The organism is Alteromonas sp. KUL17 (assembly GCF_006538305.1).
Taxonomy (GTDB): Bacteria; Pseudomonadota; Gammaproteobacteria; order Enterobacterales; family Alteromonadaceae; genus Alteromonas; species Alteromonas macleodii.
On record NZ_BJKJ01000001.1, the window covers coordinates 389,272 to 406,550 of the forward strand.

Here is a 17,279-nt window from a genome sequence, read left to right on the forward strand (position 1 = left end):
ACCAGCGTGGCATCGAGCATTAACGGCCTTGATACAAAAGCAGTACTACAGCAGAACGGGGAACATACCTTTGTGTATGTTGTCTTTTCTATTGCAAACTAATTGAATGTGAGAAGTGTAGGTTATATGGCGCAAAGCAAGCAGTCTCAGATTAAACTCCTGATTGCAAAAGGTAAAGAGCAAGGTTACTTAACCTTTGCAGAAGTAAACGACCACCTGCCGCAAGATATTGTCGATTCTGATCAAATCGAAGACATAATCCGCATGATTAACGACATGGGAATTCAAGTTTCTGAATCAGCTCCTGATGCAGACGAACTTCTCATGCAAGAAGCGAATGCTGATGAAGATGCTGCAGAAGCGGCAGCTCAGGCACTAGCTACTGTAGAAAGTGAAATTGGCCGTACGACTGACCCAGTTCGCATGTACATGCGTGAAATGGGTACGGTTGAACTTCTTACTCGTGAAGGCGAAATTGAAATCGCTAAACGAATTGAAGATGGTATCAACCAGGTACAATGTTCAGTTGCTGAATACCCAGAAGCTATCACTTATCTATTAGACCAGTGGGATCTTTACGAAGCAGAAGAAATTCGCTTGAGCGACATCATCTCTGGCTTTGTTGATCCTAACGATGAGCAAGACCTTGCTCCAACGGCTACTCACGTTGGTTCTGAATTATCTGAGGAAGAGTTAGATGATGAAGACGACGATGAAGATGATGACGATAGCGACGAAGACGATAGCGGTGTTGACCCAGAGTTAGCCCGTGAGCGTTTCACTGAGCTTCGTGAGCAATACCTTAAAACTCGTGAAGTTATCGAGAAGAAAGGCCGAGCTCATGCTGACTCTCGCACGCAAATCAATGCATTAAGCGATGTTTTCAAAGAATTCCGCCTAGTTCCAAAACAGTTCGATCGCATGGTTAAGAACATGCGTGAGATGATGGACAAAGTGCGTATTCAAGAGCGCCTAGTAATGAAGTTCTGCGTGGTTAACGCAAAAATGCCGAAGAAAGACTTCATCAAAGCATTTGCGGGTAACGAGACGTCTAACGCGTGGTTACACGAAGCAGTTAAATCAGGTGCACCATACGCCGCTGAACTTGCTGTAAATCAGGAAGAAATTGAGCGCTGTATTAGCAAGATGAACCAAGTTGAACAGGAAACTGGCTTGGTGATCGCAGATATCAAAGACATCAACCGTCGCATGTCAATCGGTGAAGCGAAAGCACGCCGCGCGAAGAAAGAAATGGTTGAAGCTAACTTACGTCTTGTTATCTCAATTGCTAAGAAGTACACCAACCGTGGTCTTCAATTCCTAGACCTTATTCAAGAAGGTAACATTGGTCTAATGAAGGCGGTGGATAAGTTCGAATACCGTCGTGGTTATAAGTTCTCAACTTATGCAACGTGGTGGATTCGTCAGGCGATTACTCGCTCTATTGCTGACCAGGCGCGTACTATCCGTATCCCTGTTCACATGATTGAGACGATCAACAAGCTTAACCGTATCTCTCGTCAAATGCTTCAGGAAATGGGTCGTGAGCCTACCCCTGAAGAGTTGTCAGAGCGCATGTTAATGCCTGAAGACAAAATTCGTAAGGTACTTAAAATTGCTAAAGAGCCAATTTCGATGGAAACCCCTATCGGTGATGATGAAGATTCACATCTTGGCGACTTTATCGAGGACAGCACGATTATTCAGCCCCTCGATTCAGCAACTGGCGGTAGCTTAAAGGATGCAACGCAGGAAGTACTAGCAGGCCTAACCGCCCGTGAAGCAAAGGTACTTCGCATGCGCTTCGGTATCGACATGAATACCGACCACACCCTTGAAGAAGTAGGTAAGCAGTTTGACGTAACCCGTGAGCGTATTCGTCAAATTGAAGCGAAAGCACTTCGCAAGCTTCGCCACCCTAGCCGCTCTGAGCAGCTACGCAGCTTCTTAGACGAATAGAAAAAGCATTACTTAAAATAAAAATCCCCGGCTTTAGCTGGGGATTTTTTATGCCTTTCTTCTATCTTCAGGTAACAGAAAACACAGCCTTTGATCTGTTAGCTAAACCCACAAAAAAGCCTCCATACGGAGGCTTTCAATTCATGTTTATTGATAAGCTATCGCTTACACTCTAAATTGCTTAGCAATGGATTCAAGGTGCTGCGCAAGGTCGGCAAGTTCATTACACATGGTGCCTAGTTCACCTGAACGGCTTGCGGTTTGTTCGGTACGCTCATGAATCTCATCAACATGACGTACGATATCAACCGCCACTGTGCGTTGATCTTCAGTATTGTGCGCGATTTGCTCGTTCATTTGGTTTATGCGCCCAATCGTACTGGTAATGGTTTCTAAGCTACTTCCCGCTTTGTTGGCTGTTTCAACGCTGCTTGTTGCTTGCTCAGTACCACGCGACATCACCTCTACTGCTGAGTGTGCTGCGCTTTGAAGCTGTTCGATGGTGCTTTGAATTTCTTCCGTAGACTGCTGTGTGCGCGATGCTAGCGTTCTCACTTCATCTGCGACTACCGCAAAGCCTCTACCCTGCTCACCCGCTCTTGCGGCTTCAATGGCGGCATTTAGTGCTAACAGGTTGGTCTGCTCTGCAATACCTTTGATCACATCCAGCACCGAGCCAACTTTATTAGAATCAGACTCTAAACGAGCTATAACGTCAGCGGTTTCGCGTACGTTCTCAGCAAGCTGCTGAATACTGGTAACGGTTTGCTGTACAATTTGACGTCCTTCACTGGCCGCTGTTGTCGCTTCGTTAGCGTCGCTTGCCGCCTGCGCTGCGCTATGTGCAACACCGTCAACAGAGCCACTCATCGTATCTACCGCACGCTTAGCATTGGTTGCAGACTTTTGCTGTACATCAATGGTGCGCTGGGTTTCTTCCGTTACACCGCGTAAGTTCTGCGCTAGGTTTGATAGCGGTAAACTCGCTTCTACCACATCACGCACTACGCCTTGCAGTTTGTCCATGAATTGGTTGAACCAATATACCAACTCGCCAATTTCATCTTCGCTTTTGGTTTCTATGCGAACCGTTAGGTCACCGTTTTCTTGAGCAATATCTTTAAGGGAACGAACCACGTCATCAATACTTTGCTTAATGCCGCGAACAATAGGTACCGCTGTTCCAAACAGCAATATAGTCACAACCACGGCTAAAATGACGCCTGTGCTAATTAACGAGGTATTGGCACTGTCTGTGTTTTTAAATGCTTCTTCAAATGCCGCCTGTTGAGCATCACGAAATTGAGACATCGCAGCGATGGCACCATCGTATGACTGATTCATTTGGGCTGAGAGTTCGCCTAAACGACTGAAGTCGGCAGTGCCGTTGACCATAGACTGTGATACGTCGTAGGCAACATCGAAATAATTATCAAAGCCTGAGGAGATGCGAGAAATTTCACTACGAAACTCAGGGCTAATAGAAGCAATTTGGTTTAAGCCGCTTTTTGCTTCTTCGGCGAGCTCTTGCGCCATAGTAAGGGTGTCTTGATCACCAGTGGTCACTGCGCTCGCAAGGGTATCGCGCACCTTTTGCATATCAACTAAGGTCGATGCTGATAGTTGAAGGGCAGGAAATTGAACTTTCTGAACTTTTTCTAGCGTTGCACCATTATTGAGTGCGGTATAGACAGTGATAAGCAAGTAAATAATAAAACTTAGCGCTGCGATCCCCGGAATGAGGAAAATCTTTGTCGCAATTGGCATTTTTTTTAGAAAGTTCATCAGCTATCCCACTGTTTTTTATAATTGCTTAACTACGTTTCAGTTTTACCTGAAAAAACATCATAACTAATTTATCTACCCAATAGCTAAAATCTTTAATGAAATTATGGCCTCGCACCAAAATGCAAGGCCATAACGAGTAGTTAGAACGTATAGTTTACGCCTACTTTGAGCAGTGTTGCATCATTTAGATCGTTTAGATCATCTGAATACCAAGTTACGTCAGTTTTAAGTGCAAAACCTGGTTCAACGTCGTAACGAAGACCCACAGTAACCGCAGATACATCTAGCTCTTGTAGCGCAGCGATACCTGCAGCTGTTTGGTAAATACCCAAAGAGTCTTCAGAACCGTTCCACGCAGCATCGAAATTTTCATTCCCAGTTGCAATTGTTGATGGAAGTGCTGCTACAAGACCAAGCTGAGTGCCGTTATCCGCCTCTTCAACTTCATAAGTAATGTGCGGTGTAAACTTACCGAAGCGCATACCTGCCGTAACGTACCAGGCTTTATTATCGGCAATTACAGAGCCATCTACTTCAGTCTGAGTGAATTCTGCACCTACAAACCAATCATACTTGTCGATATCAACTGCTACCTCAAAAAAGGTACCAGTATCATCATTAACACTGAAACCTTCAGCCGCAGCCGTCGCATTTGGTATCGCTGCACCGAACGCCGACATTCCTTCTACAAATGTGTCAAAATCTTCGTTCACAGCACTGGTCGTTCCACGCGCAAGCAAGGTACGAGCACTGAACCAGTCACGAGTCGCTTCAAAAGAAACCGCCACTACATTTTTCAGTTCTAGCGCTGCAGGCGTTCCTGAAATAGTCGTATCTGTTTCAACGCGACCCATTGTAAGCTGAGCGCCATACTCCCAGTCACCTGAGTAGTTCATGTAGTCAACGCGAACACCGTCAATATTATTGAAGTCGATGCCATAAATTGCATCCGGTGGAGTCAACCAGTGGTAAGAATAACCAATATCAAGTGATGCCGAGTATTTGAAAAGAGGCATACGTAGACGACCGGCGCTGATGTTGAAGTTATTGTTCAACACATAGGTCATGTACGCCCACTCAAAATCAGCGTCGTAATCTTCACTACCACGGCCAACAAGCTGGGCGGTCGCAGAGAGTTTGTCGCTTACATCACCACGTACCTGAAGACCAAAAACACTGGCAGGGTCGAAGTTAAAATCGCTGTCGTAGCCATACACTGACTCATCATCGTCCAGTGTCATACCGCCAATCAGGTTTGCGAAGCCGTTAATTTGAATGTCGGCTATTGCTGGAGTAGCCAAAAGGCCTGCCATAGTTAATATAGCTAATTTGGTTTTCATGCGTGTTCCTTAAATTCTTTGTATTAACGGTAAGTTAAAAAGTCGCGACGACACGTACGCTATCGTTCACAGCGCCAGCGTCTACATAACCTATAGCGCTTGGATTTCCTGCTACCGCAGATATCACATCTGCGTCACTACCCAACGCTTTCGGCGGTTGCCCTTTACCGGTAAACACAAGTTTTGACCAAAACGCAGTAAGTTGTGCTGCGGTTTTGTTTAACACTTTGCCGTTAAATTCATCGGTAGCCGATTGCCCTTCAGCTAGCGCAACAGGTTGTGCTGGTGTACCGCTCGGAAATGCTTTCGCTTTATTTAAGAAAAGTCGGCTAATGCTGTCTTTGTCTAGCGCATCGCCGTTGCTGGGATGCACGATGACTGCAACATCAGCAATCGCAACGTTGCAGCACAGTCCTGCTGCAAGTATCCATTTTTTCATCATATGTCCTCTGGAGTCTTTGTGAATGCTAGCTCATCGCTCTTTACTATTTTGAAGGCGCTAAAAACGACATTTGCGTATTTGAGCGATATGAAACAAACATGTGCTTGTATGTCCAAACATTTACAACGAAGTAAGTATTGGTCACAAATACAATATTCGCCACTTTAAGCTTTAAATTTTTACCTTATATAAATTAATAACTTATATAAGCATTCGGGAATGGCGCGCAGTGTAGTGAAAGTAGAAAGTTAAACAACTATACAATTGTCTAATGCATACCTTTGAAGCTTATAGTTGCTTATAAAAAAGTTAAATAGACCACATATTTTGGATTATAAGCATTTAAAATCAACAACTTGAAATTAGTAAGACAGGCATCGCAAGTGATAGAAACCTATATTGCAGTATGAAAATGCATACCTTAAGGTTATCCAGTTTGCGCCAACGAATGTTGGCGACTGAGTGAAATTCAAACAACAAACAGTGGGGCGAGCCGTTAAGACTCGCCTTTTTTATAGGGGATCGCTTTCTCCAGCTCGTCAATTTTATTGGTTCGCTGCATTGGAGAGCCTGTATTTCTTGCTAGCCAACTGTACGCAGTTGGAACCACGTAGAGGGTCATAAATGTTGATAGAAGCACACCCGAAAAAATAACCATACCGATCACCATTCTGCTCTCAGCGCCAGGCCCGGAGGCAAGTACAAGAGGCAGTGAGCTAAATACCGTGGTAAAGCCTGTCATCACTATGGGTCTTAAACGCTGGGCGGCGGCTCGTTTAAGTGCTTGTTCAAACTCCATACCTGCGTCGCGTAGTTGATTAGCAAACTCCACAATCAGAATACCGTTTTTAGCAGCAAGTCCAATGAGCATAACCAAACCAATTTGACTGTAAATATTGATAGTCATATTGCTGAAAAACAGCCCAATGTAGGCACCAACCAAGGCCAACGGCACGGTGAGCATAATAACCAACGGGTGTACCCAGCTTTCAAACTGCGCTGCTAATATTAAATAAGTCACAGCAAGCGCCAACATGAAAACATAAACAAATGAGTTACCCGCCTCTTGATAAAGTTGAGACTCGCCTTTGTAATCAATAGACACATTGTCTGGCAATTCCGTGGCGACAATATCTTCCAAGTAGGCTAGCGCTTCACCCAAGGTGTAACCGTCTGCTAAATTTGCTGATATTGTCACAGCGCGCATTCGGTTATAACGATTCAGCTGCGCAGACGTTGCCTGCTCTTCGAATGTTAATAAGTTATCCATGGGAATGAGTTCACCAGTGCGAGATGAGCGAACGTATAAATTTTCTATGCTGTTAGGGCTTCTGAAGTCTTCCTCTATGCCTTCCATGATGACATCGTATTCCTCACCTCTATCGAGGAAAGTCGACACCCTACGCTGTCCTAGCATCACTTCTAACGTACTACCAATATCACTAATTGATACGCCCAGGTCTGCTGCCCTGTCGCGATTTATATTTACTAACAGCTGTGGAGAGGTTTCTTTATAGTCAGAGTCTAGCCTAATCAGTCCAGGGTTTTGCGCGGCCTTTTGTATTACTGTGTCGCGCCATTCAACCAGGTTCTCGTAGGTGTCACCTTGTAATACAAACTGAACAGGACGACCTAGCCCACCTCCCGAAATACCGCTACGCATAATCGCAAAAGCACGAACGTCAGGCACACTGTTGAGTTTGGCGCTAATTTCGTCCATTAAAGAGAATGTACTAAAATCTCGTTCATCCCAGTCTGCCGAGCCAACTATCGCAATCCCTGCATTTCCTCCGAAACCAGGTGTTCTAACCAACAGACGATTAATTTTACCGCTTTCGCGATAGGGCATTAGAACGCTCTCAATTTGCTCTAGGTTCCTAGCATTACTTTCAAAACTCGCGCCTTCTTGTGCATTCATTAAGATAAAAAAGTTGCCTCTATCTTCTTTCGGAACGAACTCACTGGGCACTTTGTGAGAAAGTTGGACCAAAGCTATCACCGCAATAACCAGCAAAAGTAGCATCAAAATGGGTTGGTGGAGTGTTTTGCCTAACGTATTAAAATAGCCTGTTTCTAGCTGTGTAAACCGCTTATCCATCCAACTACCAAAGCCAGAAGAACGGGGGCGCTTTTTGAGTATTTTTGACGCCATCATAGGGGATAGCGTGAGAGCCGTGAAACTTGAAAATGCCACTGCTGCAGCTATGGCCAATGCGAACTCCGTAAATAGCCTTCCAATGTTGCCCTCAAGGAAAACCAACGGTACAAACACAGAAATAAGCACCAGCGTTGTTGCAATAACCGCAAACCCAACTTCTTTAGCGCCGCGGTAGGCGGCCAAAATAGGTGGTTCGCCCATTTCTATGCGTCGGTAGATGTTCTCAAGCACAACTATGGCGTCATCCACCACCAAACCGATGGCTAGCACCATAGCAAGCAGGGTAAGAAGGTTGATCGAAAACCCCAGTGCATACATCACGATAAAAGCGGCAATAATAGAAACGGGTACGGTAACTGCCGGAATCAACGTGGCGCGAATATTACCTAGGAAAAGGTAAATAACGATCACCACCATTAGCATCGCTATACCTAAAGTCTCATATACTTCATCAATCGACGCCTCAATAAATACCGACGAATCATAGCTGGGTACAATAAAAATATTATCAGGAAGGGTGGCTTCTATTCTTTCAATTTGCGCTTTCGCTGCACGGGCTACGTCTAAGGTGTTGGCTTTGGACTGCTTAATAATACCGAGTCCAATCATATTGACGCCATCACCACGAAACTCGGTTTCGTCATCTTCTGCGGTTAATTCAACATGGGCTATTTCGCCAAGCCGCACAAGATAACCGTTGTCGCCTATCGCAACTGTCAGCGCGGCAAAGTCGTCAGGTGTAAGAAAGGTTCGCGCAACCCGTACTTCAAAGTTACGGTCAGTACTTTCCACTTCCCCCGCCGGCAACTCCACATTCTCGGCGCGAATGACTTGCTCTACATCGTTTACCGTAATACCTCTTGCCGCCATTGCATTGCGGTCTAAGAACACTTTCATGGCATAGCGCCTGCCTCCCCCAATTTGAACTCGGGCGACACCATCGACAATTGAAAGCCTATCCACTAATACGCGCTCGGCGTAGTCAGTTAGCTCCATGGTATTTAGGTTTGTGCTTCGCAGGTTGTACCATACCACGGCGCTTTCATCGGAATTTGCTTTAGACACCTCTGGAGGATCAGCTTGGTCAGGCAAGTTATTGAGTGCGCGACTTACTCGCTCGCGCACGTCATTCGCGGCAGCATCAATGTCACGAGAGAGCTTAAATTCAATGGTAATGTCTGAACGACCATTACGAGAGGTCGAGGTAACGTTTTTTATCCCCTCAATACCCGATATTCTATCTTCCAATAGCTGGGTAATTCGGGTTTCCACTATATTCGCAGATGCACCTGTGTAGGTGGTACTTACCGAGACAATAGGTGGGTCGATATCAGGGTATTCACGCAAACTCAACATGGTAAAAGCGACAATACCGAAAATGATCAGCAGTAAATTGATAACCGTTGCGAAAACAGGGCGCTTTACTGAAACGTCTGACAATAACATGACGATATGCTCCCTTAGCGGTTTAACACATTAACCGGAGATTGGTCGCGTACCCGAAGCGTACCTTCGGTAATGACCTCATCGCCTTCGTTTAACCCACTAACAATTTGCACCAGCCCGGGACGACGCTCACCAATTACCACTTCGGTTTGATGTGCAACGTTATCTTTAACGACATACACATACTGCTTGTCTTGAACGGGAACCAACGCCTTTTCCGGCAATACCAAAGTATTCAGCACGCGCTTTTCAACAATTACGGTAAGCAGCATACCTGGGCGTAGACGATTATCTTGGTTGTCTATCGTCGCACGTACCCGAATAGAGCGGCTAATCGGGTCGAGTCGCGTGTCAATGTTAGAGATTTCCCCTGTAAACTCTTCTCCGGGGTAAGCCACCGAGGATGCACTTAATGCCTGCCCTTTAGCCACGCTTGCAAGATGGTTTTCAGCGATACTGAAATCGACCTTAATTAGACTGATGTCATCTAAAGTCGTGATAGTGTCACCAGGTTGCACCAAAGAGCCGATACTGATTTCGCGATTACCTAATAGTCCGCTAAATGGCGCGCGTATCTGCAAGTCATTTAGCTGAGCTAGCGCAATATCTAGCTGAGCTTGTAAGGCTTTAACCCGTGCTTGCTGCTCGTCAAGAAGTTGTTCAGAGGTAGCGTTTGACTGACGCAAGTCAGAAATTCGCGTGAATTGGCGTTTGGCCTCATCAATATTCGCCTTAAGTTCCTCTACCCTGGCGCGTTCTTCCGTATTGTTTAGCTGAACCAGTAACTCGCCTTCGGTGGCTTTATCGCCGTCTTCAAAATTAATTGTTTTTACGGTATCGGTGACTTGTGCGGTAATATTTACCGACTCGTTGGCGGTAGCAGTACCTAATGACTCAATCGTAATGGGGAATGCCTGTGATGATACCAAGGCTGTTTTTACCGGCGTCGCCCGCACGCTACTATTACTCGCGCTCTCTTCTTCGGGCATATTCAAATACACTACAACACCTGCAAGTAGTACTACGCCAAGCAACAAAGGCGATAAAGATAATCGTGAAGACATAACCTTTCCTATAGGTAAAAAAGTATCCCATCACGTATTTTTGAAAACGTTTAGGATACTCAAGTACACAAAATCCGCTTACGATTCTTCGCAAGCGCCGCTATACGTAAAGATTGTGTACCGCGTTATTATTTTTATACCAATCCGCATAGATCATTGCCCTCTCAGAAGGCGCTGGCAAGCTTCCTAGCAAAGCGTGGGAATGCAGGAATGGTGTTCCCTTTCAAATTCCCAGAATGAAGCTAGGAAGCTTGCCAGACCTTCCCGAAGGGCGAGTTTAAAATGTCCGTACTCTTTGTTGTGTCACCTTGATGTAGAGCCACTACACCTGCGGTAACACGCCGCGATTCCGAACATTTTAAATCTCGCTGAGTGGGTAATGATCTACGCGGACTGGTATTAGTTGTGTTATTTTTATTTTTGCGTAGAGTCTGTCATTTAATATTGATTATTTTTAAAACAATCACAAACAGCTTCTAGAGTATTTTACCCAAATCGATGGTCATCTTATTTCGCTTATCAGCTATATTCGCTGTTTTAACGCTTTTCGCATGTTCACAGTCTTCACCCAACGCGCCGGTTTGTCGCGTTTCCGATAGGCTTTTATCTCAACAAAACCAAATTGGAGAAAACAGTCCAGCCCCTTTGATTGCTGCCGCGTGCCTAGTCAAAACAAAAAATAAGGTACTGTTAGTAGAACACCGTCTTTCAGGTAAATTGGATTTTCCTGGTGGAGGGGTGCTTGAAAATGAATCGGTCGCCTGTACTGCACACAGAGAAACGTGGGAAGAAACTGGGTTCAATGTTGAAGTTACCCAATATTTATCCACCACACCTAATGGATTGGCTATATTTGGTTGTGATTTAGATGCTGGTATTGAGACCCTTCCAGACGCCTTCGATGCGCCTCCTTGGGCCAAATTAGAGATAAAAAAACTCGTAAAAGCCGACCCCTTTACCCTTGACCACGACGCAATGCGTTTCGCTGACGATCTTATTCCCTTGCGCGATGGCTACACCCAATTCGATATAACGCAGCACTGACAAAGCATTGTTCATTGTTGCGGGTATTGGTAAATTGTCACCATGAAAAGAATAGGAGAAGTGGCTTGTTTTCACTGCCAACCTTAAGCCTTAAAGGCAAAGTTTCTGAACAAGAATGGCAAACTCGTGTCGATTTAGCAGCATGCTATCGGTTAGTGGCAGATATGCGATGGGGCGACCTTATTTACACGCATATCTCAGCTAAGGTACCGGGCACTGATCATTACTTGGTTAACGCCTTTGGCCTGACGTTTGACGAGGTTACCGCCTCTAACCTGGTTAAGGTCGATTTAGAGGGTAACATCCTTGACGATACACCTTACGGCATAAACCCCGCTGGCTTCACCATTCACAGTGCTATCCACGAAGTGCGTCACGATGCCCAATGCGTTATTCACCTGCATACACTAGCCACAATCTCAGTCGCATCTGTCAAAGGCGGGCTTAAGCCCTGGAGCCAGTATTCAATGTTTTCGCTACCTTCACTTTCTTATCACAGCTACGAAGGTTTAGCCGTTGATGATAGTGAAAAGAAACGTTTGCAGGACGACCTTGGCGACACTAATCACATGCTTTTGCCTAATCACGGCGGTCTAACCCTTGGTCCCACCGTTGGCGACGCCTTTATGCGCTTTTACGATTTGCAGCGTGCGTGCGAAATTCAGCTTGCCCTGATGCAGTCTGATGAAGAGGTTATCGAGATACCGCAAAGCATTATTGATGGCATATACGCACAGGCTAATGTGGTTCACAGCGGCGAAACAGGCGGCCAAAAAGCATGGCCTGCCATGCTTCGCAAAGCTTACAAACTAGACCCGGGCTTCTGCGAATAATTTAGCTTAGCCAGCTAAACGCCAACTTATTTCAAACAGGAATTGTTTATACATTATGAAAGTCACCAAAGTAGAAATTTTTGATATCGAATGCCCTAAGCGCCCTCAGTGGAACCCGGTTTTCGTACGCGTTTACACCGACGAAGGTATTACCGGTGTGGGCGAAGCAGGACTGGCTTATGATTGGGGTCACAGCGCCGCTGCACACATGATTAAAGAAATTGCCGAAGCCATGCTGATTGGCTTTAATCCTTTTCACACTGAACTGCTTTGGTCGAGAATGCTGCGCGAAGGCTTTTGGGGATTAGGCGGCGGCCCGGTTATTTATGCTGCGATGAGCGCTATTGATACTGCACTTTGGGACATTAAAGGCAAAGCGCTTGGCTTACCGGTTTACGAATTACTGGGTGGCAAAACTAATGGCAAGCTCCGTAGCTACGCTAGCCAGCTACAGTTTGATTGGGACAAAGAAGTAACCAAGCTTAACGACCCCGCTGACTATGCTCGCGCCACTGAAAAAGCACTTAAAGATGGTTACGATGCGGTTAAAGTTGACCCCATCGTTTACGATAAAGACGGCAACACCCATTTCGACAGAACCAAACTATTTACTAAGCCCGAGCTTAAACTTTTCAAAGCCCGTCTTCAGGCGATTAGAGACACAATGGGCGAAGATGGCGACATCATCTTTGAATGTCACAGCTTATTAGGCGCATCAACGGCTATCCAGCTGGGTGACACCGTAGAAGAAATTGGCTGTCTATACTACGAAGAGCCAGTGAATTACCTTAACTCGAAGCTTCACGACAAAGTAGCGAAGAACGTGAACGTGCCTATTGCGGGCGGTGAGCGCTTGTACCACCGCTGGGATGTACGCCCTTACCTTGAAGACCAATCTATTGATGTACTTCAGCCTGACGTTGGCCTTTGTGGTGGTTTCACCGAAGCGAAAAAGGTGTGTGACTATGCCGACATTTACGATGTACGTATTCAGGCTCACGTTTGCGGAGGCCCTGTAGCGACAGCGGCAAGCCTACATTTAGAAACGGCCATTCCAAACTTCTTAATTCACGAGCACCATACCTACGCTATTAAAGACTGGAACCGTGAACTTTGCATTCAAGATCCTCAGCCAGTAAACGGCTTCATTGAAGCGCCTGACACACCGGGAATTGGTATCGATCTAAACGATGAGGTGGTTTATCGCTCGCCGCACATGACGGTAACTGCGCTTAAATAAAGCTGAAATCCAACGGGTTTATTGAAGGCAATAAACCCTAGGCTAGTTCAGCAGCTTAACTAAGCTAGCTTTATGCGATGTCGTACCATCGCTTCGCATTTTCGTACAGCAGCGCCGCTTTTTGAGTTACAGAAAGCGGCGTTGTAATGTCAACGAACCCGTGCCAAAGCGCGGCATACGGCATTCGCCACTGACATAGCGGAAAATTGCTGGCAAACATCATGTGATCTGTGCCAACGGTGTCCAGCAAGGTTTCAAAAACATAAGACGCACGTTGCCACAACCAACGGCGATCTTGCATTTCTAATCCTGAGAACTTAAACACAACTTGCTGCGTTTCATTCAAGTCGCGAATATTCTGCCGCCATGTTTTAAACGCAAAGCTATTTACATCAATCGGCGCTATTGCGGCATGGTTTATAGCCACTTTTAGCGAGGGTGTTTGTTCTAGTACCGTTAGCAGCGCATGCACAGCATTGCTATCTGTAAGATTTAAATGCGCTTCAAAAGACAAGCCTTGCGACGCCATATGATGAAGCCCCCATTTAACTTTAGGGGTGCGTAAAAGTGCTTTAGCATCGTCATCTAATATGTGACGAAGCCCACGTATTGAGTGGTATCGCTTTAGCTTATCGATATGACTACCGACATTATTTCCTGTTAAATCGATACACCCAACTGAACGGAATGGCAGCGTACAATGACGCTCCAAGAACGCAATTTCACGCCAGGGTCTTTCGTTATCGTAACCCGCTTCAATGTGAACAAAACCGCCTAACTGCCCTAACGACACGCGATAGAGCATTTGCTCTGTAGTATGTTTTGCAATCGCTTTTTTATCTGGCCAAAAAGGGGCATTGGCTGGTTTCAGCCAATTATAGTGCCCTTCGTTTAAGGCAAAGAAGTGAATATGAGGGTCTATCCAAGTGATTGAAGGCTTGCTCATCTTTGTTTATAAAACCTTGGTTTATGCTATTGCTGATAAGGCATTTCGCGTTGCTTTTCTGTTCAGCTCTTTCTATTGCGCTGTGTAGCCCCCATCCACCGCATACAAGCTACCCGTGATGAACGACGCTTTGTTGCTGCATAGGAAATAAGTCAATTCAGCTACGTCTTCGGGCTGGCCCAAACGTCCAATAGGTTGTGCAGCGGCTTCTTCTGCTACCACTTCACTTTTATCTGCTCCAGAACGTGCCACGTAATTATCAATGGCGTTATGAAATAGAGGTGTTTCGATAGTACCCGGGCAGACCGCGTTAACGCGGATATTATAGGGTGCGTAGTCAAGCGCGGTGGTTTTCGCCATAGACGCCAACGCACCTTTGCTGACACCGTAGGCGAACGAATTGCGCTTTCCAATAAAGGACTGATCTGAGCCCATCACCACAATCGCGCCGCTGCCCTGCTCTTTCATGGTTGGCAGGCAAGACTTAATCGCGCCATACGCCCCTTTTACGTTCAAGTTTAGTACCTTATCAAGCAGCGCTTCATCAGTGTCTTCAATGGTTGCTGAAACATGTATACCGGCATTACATACCAAGGCGTCTATGCGGTGATGAGAGGCAATAACCTCATTGACAGCGGCCTCAATATTGCTCACTACACTTACATCACAAGGCTTCCAGATAGCATTAGGTAGTACTTGCTCAAAGTCTCTAATATCCAGGTTAATGACGTGATAGCCGTTTTCACTAAACAGCTTGCATACTGCAAAACCGATCCCCAAGCTTCCCCCCGTTACAATACAAACTGGGTTCTGCGCATCATCGTTGCTGTTTCTAAAGTTGTTCTTTGCGCTATCTAACTTCATGTTTTTATGTACCGTGTTGCTCGTGCATATGTGAATGGGTTATTTCAATGTAGGCTAAGCATGCCTGCGAGAATATGAATTGCAAGCGAGCTTACCATTTGAGTTCGCTTTTCTATATTAACATCAATGCGTCAGACATCATTATTAGCGCCTGTATGAACTTTGCCGCACATTAAAAGTCAACGAGCCCAGGTAAACCTATAGGTTGCTTTAATATCAGTCTGCATAGATCACTCCCCACATCATCCAAATTTATTATTAACTTTCCTTTAACGGACTATTCGGACTACGCTTTTTGTGACTATAATAGACAAAATTAAAACACTTGTTTGAAAAAGGAGTCATCCATGCCTCTGTACCACGCCCCTACGACTGATTTTCAGTTCTTGTTAAAAGACTGGCTTGGACTTGATGCTCACTACGAAAAGCTCGGTATCAGCGACTTTGATAGCGAACTTGCCAACGAAATTATTGCACAGGGTGCAAAGTTTGCTTTGGATGTGGTTGCCCCTCTTAACCGTGAAGGCGATGAAGAAGGCTGTAAGCTAAAAGACGGCAGCATTACCACGCCTAAAGGCTTCGCTGATGCCTATCAGGAATATGTTGCTAACGGCTGGAATGCAATGCTAGGTACTGCCGAGTACGACGGGCAAGACTTGCCGTACACCATGGCTGTGCCTGTTCACGAAATGCTAAACGCGGCGAACTTAAGCTGGCGTTTAACCACCATGCTTACTGAAAGCGCAACACTTGCGGTTACTAAGCACGCCAGTAAAGAATTAAAAGATATCTACCTTGCTAAGCTAATCAGCGGTGAGTGGACAGGTACCATGAACCTGACCGAACCTCACGCAGGAACAGATTTGAGCTTGCTTAGTACCAAAGCTGAGCCACAAGGCGACGGCAGCTATAAAGTCACCGGAAATAAGATTTTTATTACCGCAGGCGATCACGACTGGAGTTCGAACGTTATTCACCTTGTTCTAGCTCGTCTACCTGACGCCCCCAAAGGCGTTAAGGGTATCAGCTTATTCTTAGTGCCTAAGTTCCTTCCAGATGCCAGCAATGAGCCTGGCGAGGCGAACAGCTTGTCAGTAGGAAGCATCGAACACAAAATGGGGATCAAAGCGAGCCCGACTTGCGTGATGAATTTTGACGGTGCAACGGGGTACCTTGTAGGTGAAGAAAACCAAGGCCTAGCATGTATGTTCACCATGATGAACGATGCACGCTTCCAAGTAGGTCTGCAAGGTTTAGGGGCGGCAGAAGCCTCTTACCAAGGCGCGCTGACCTATGCCCGCGAACGCGTTCAGTCTCGCGCACCTCAGGGAATTCAAAATCCAGAAGGCAAAGCAGACCCGATCGTCTTTCAACCTGACGTAGCGCGTATGTTACTTACGCAGAAATCACTGATTGAAGGCTGCCGTGCACTTTCACTTTTCTATGCCAAGTTTATGGACGTTGAGAAGCTTGGTGAAGGTCAAGAAAAAGAAGATGCCGACAAGATACTTCAGTTTTTAACTCCAATCTGCAAAGCTTTTATGACGGATATGGGCCTTGAGACCACTAGCCTAGGTGTACAAGTATTTGGTGGTCACGGCTTTATTCGTGAATGGGGTATGGAACAACTTATGCGCGACGTGCGCATTGCTATGTTATATGAAGGCACCAACGGTATTCAGGCGCTAGACCTTATTGGTCGTAAGCTTACCCGAGATGGCGGTCAAATGATGGAAGCGACCTATAATGCGTTTAACGCTTTAGTTAGCGACATTCAAGACAATGAGGCGAAGGGTCTGGCTCAAGGAATTCTTGATGATTGGCGTGCATCTTCAGCCGATTGCTTAGGTATGGATGCCACCACCGCTGCAGCTGCTGCTTGTGATTACTTGGCATACAGCGCCTATTCATTGATTGGCGTACTGTGGTACAGCATGGCCGACAAAGCGCAGGCATCAGGTAACGCGGTACTTGCAGCGTCTAAGATGAAGACACGTGACTTCTATATGGAACGTATCTTAGTACGTCGCGATGCGCACAAAGCCGCTTATAAAGCTGGCCCTGAAAGCACCCTTGCAATATCAGGTAATGAGTTTGATTATCTGTAGGCAGCTTATAGTGCTATAGCCCGTGAAATATGGGCTATGAATGCAAA

Annotated in this window: 12 protein-coding genes; 5 read left to right on the forward strand and 7 right to left on the reverse strand. The window is 45.9% G+C overall.

The genetic code is table 11. The annotated features are described in order from the left end of the window. The first annotated feature begins 126 nt into the window (after positions 1–126). Positions 127–1,959, forward strand: a complete 1,833-nt coding sequence (gene rpoD / locus KUL49_RS01630) for an RNA polymerase sigma factor RpoD (RefSeq protein WP_039231764.1) — start codon at positions 127–129, stop codon at positions 1,957–1,959. 165 nt (positions 1,960–2,124) lie between these two features. On the opposite strand, the gene KUL49_RS01635 is transcribed toward rpoD, so the two are convergent. The 5 genes from KUL49_RS01635 to KUL49_RS01655 form a co-directional block, all read right to left on the reverse strand. Beyond that, a complete protein-coding gene (locus KUL49_RS01635; protein WP_131136068.1) occupies positions 2,125–3,744 on the reverse strand; it encodes a methyl-accepting chemotaxis protein in 1,620 nt (539 codons plus the stop codon). Between the two features lie 143 nt (positions 3,745–3,887). Next, positions 3,888–5,087, reverse strand: coding sequence for a topoisomerase IV (locus KUL49_RS01640; RefSeq protein ID WP_131136069.1), 1,200 nt, complete (start codon positions 5,085–5,087; stop codon positions 3,888–3,890). A 34-nt stretch (positions 5,088–5,121) separates the two neighbouring features. Beyond that, entirely contained in the window at positions 5,122–5,526 is a 405-nt protein-coding gene (locus KUL49_RS01645) for a phosphate ABC transporter substrate-binding protein (RefSeq protein ID WP_131136070.1), read from the reverse strand. Between the two features lie 499 nt (positions 5,527–6,025). After that, a complete protein-coding gene (locus KUL49_RS01650) occupies positions 6,026–9,133 on the reverse strand; it encodes an efflux RND transporter permease subunit (RefSeq protein WP_131136071.1) in 3,108 nt (1,035 codons plus the stop codon). A gap of 14 nt (positions 9,134–9,147) precedes the next feature. After that, positions 9,148–10,197 carry an efflux RND transporter periplasmic adaptor subunit gene (locus KUL49_RS01655; protein ID WP_131136072.1) on the reverse strand — a complete coding sequence of 350 codons (1,050 nt, stop codon included), beginning with the start codon at positions 10,195–10,197 and terminating at the stop codon, positions 9,148–9,150. 498 nt (positions 10,198–10,695) lie between these two features. Here KUL49_RS01655 and KUL49_RS01660 point away from each other — a divergent pair, with 498 nt between their 5' ends. From KUL49_RS01660 to KUL49_RS01670, 3 genes are all read left to right on the forward strand, one after another. Next, a complete protein-coding gene (locus KUL49_RS01660) occupies positions 10,696–11,241 on the forward strand; it encodes an NUDIX hydrolase (protein WP_131136073.1) in 546 nt (181 codons plus the stop codon). A 65-nt stretch (positions 11,242–11,306) separates the two neighbouring features. Next, positions 11,307–12,074, forward strand: a complete 768-nt coding sequence (locus KUL49_RS01665; RefSeq protein ID WP_049587025.1) for a class II aldolase/adducin family protein — start codon at positions 11,307–11,309, stop codon at positions 12,072–12,074. A 55-nt stretch (positions 12,075–12,129) separates the two neighbouring features. Then, entirely contained in the window at positions 12,130–13,314 is a 1,185-nt protein-coding gene (locus tag KUL49_RS01670; protein ID WP_131136074.1) for a mandelate racemase/muconate lactonizing enzyme family protein, read from the forward strand. Between the two features lie 70 nt (positions 13,315–13,384). Here KUL49_RS01670 and KUL49_RS01675 read toward each other — a convergent pair whose 3' ends face one another. Together KUL49_RS01675 and KUL49_RS01680 are read right to left on the reverse strand one after the other, a co-directional pair. Continuing rightward, positions 13,385–14,260: an amidohydrolase gene (locus tag KUL49_RS01675; RefSeq protein ID WP_131136075.1), complete on the reverse strand. Its 876-nt coding sequence runs from the start codon at positions 14,258–14,260 to the stop codon at positions 13,385–13,387. Positions 14,261–14,332: 72 nt separating this feature from the next. Continuing rightward, the gene (locus KUL49_RS01680) at positions 14,333–15,124 is read right to left on the reverse strand and encodes an SDR family NAD(P)-dependent oxidoreductase (protein WP_131136076.1); all 792 of its coding nucleotides are present in this window, start codon (positions 15,122–15,124) and stop codon (positions 14,333–14,335) included. 347 nt (positions 15,125–15,471) lie between these two features. Between KUL49_RS01680 and KUL49_RS01685 the strand changes: the two genes are divergently transcribed. After that, entirely contained in the window at positions 15,472–17,232 is a 1,761-nt protein-coding gene (locus KUL49_RS01685) for an acyl-CoA dehydrogenase family protein (RefSeq protein WP_131136077.1), read from the forward strand. Positions 17,233–17,279: the final 47 nt, after the last annotated feature.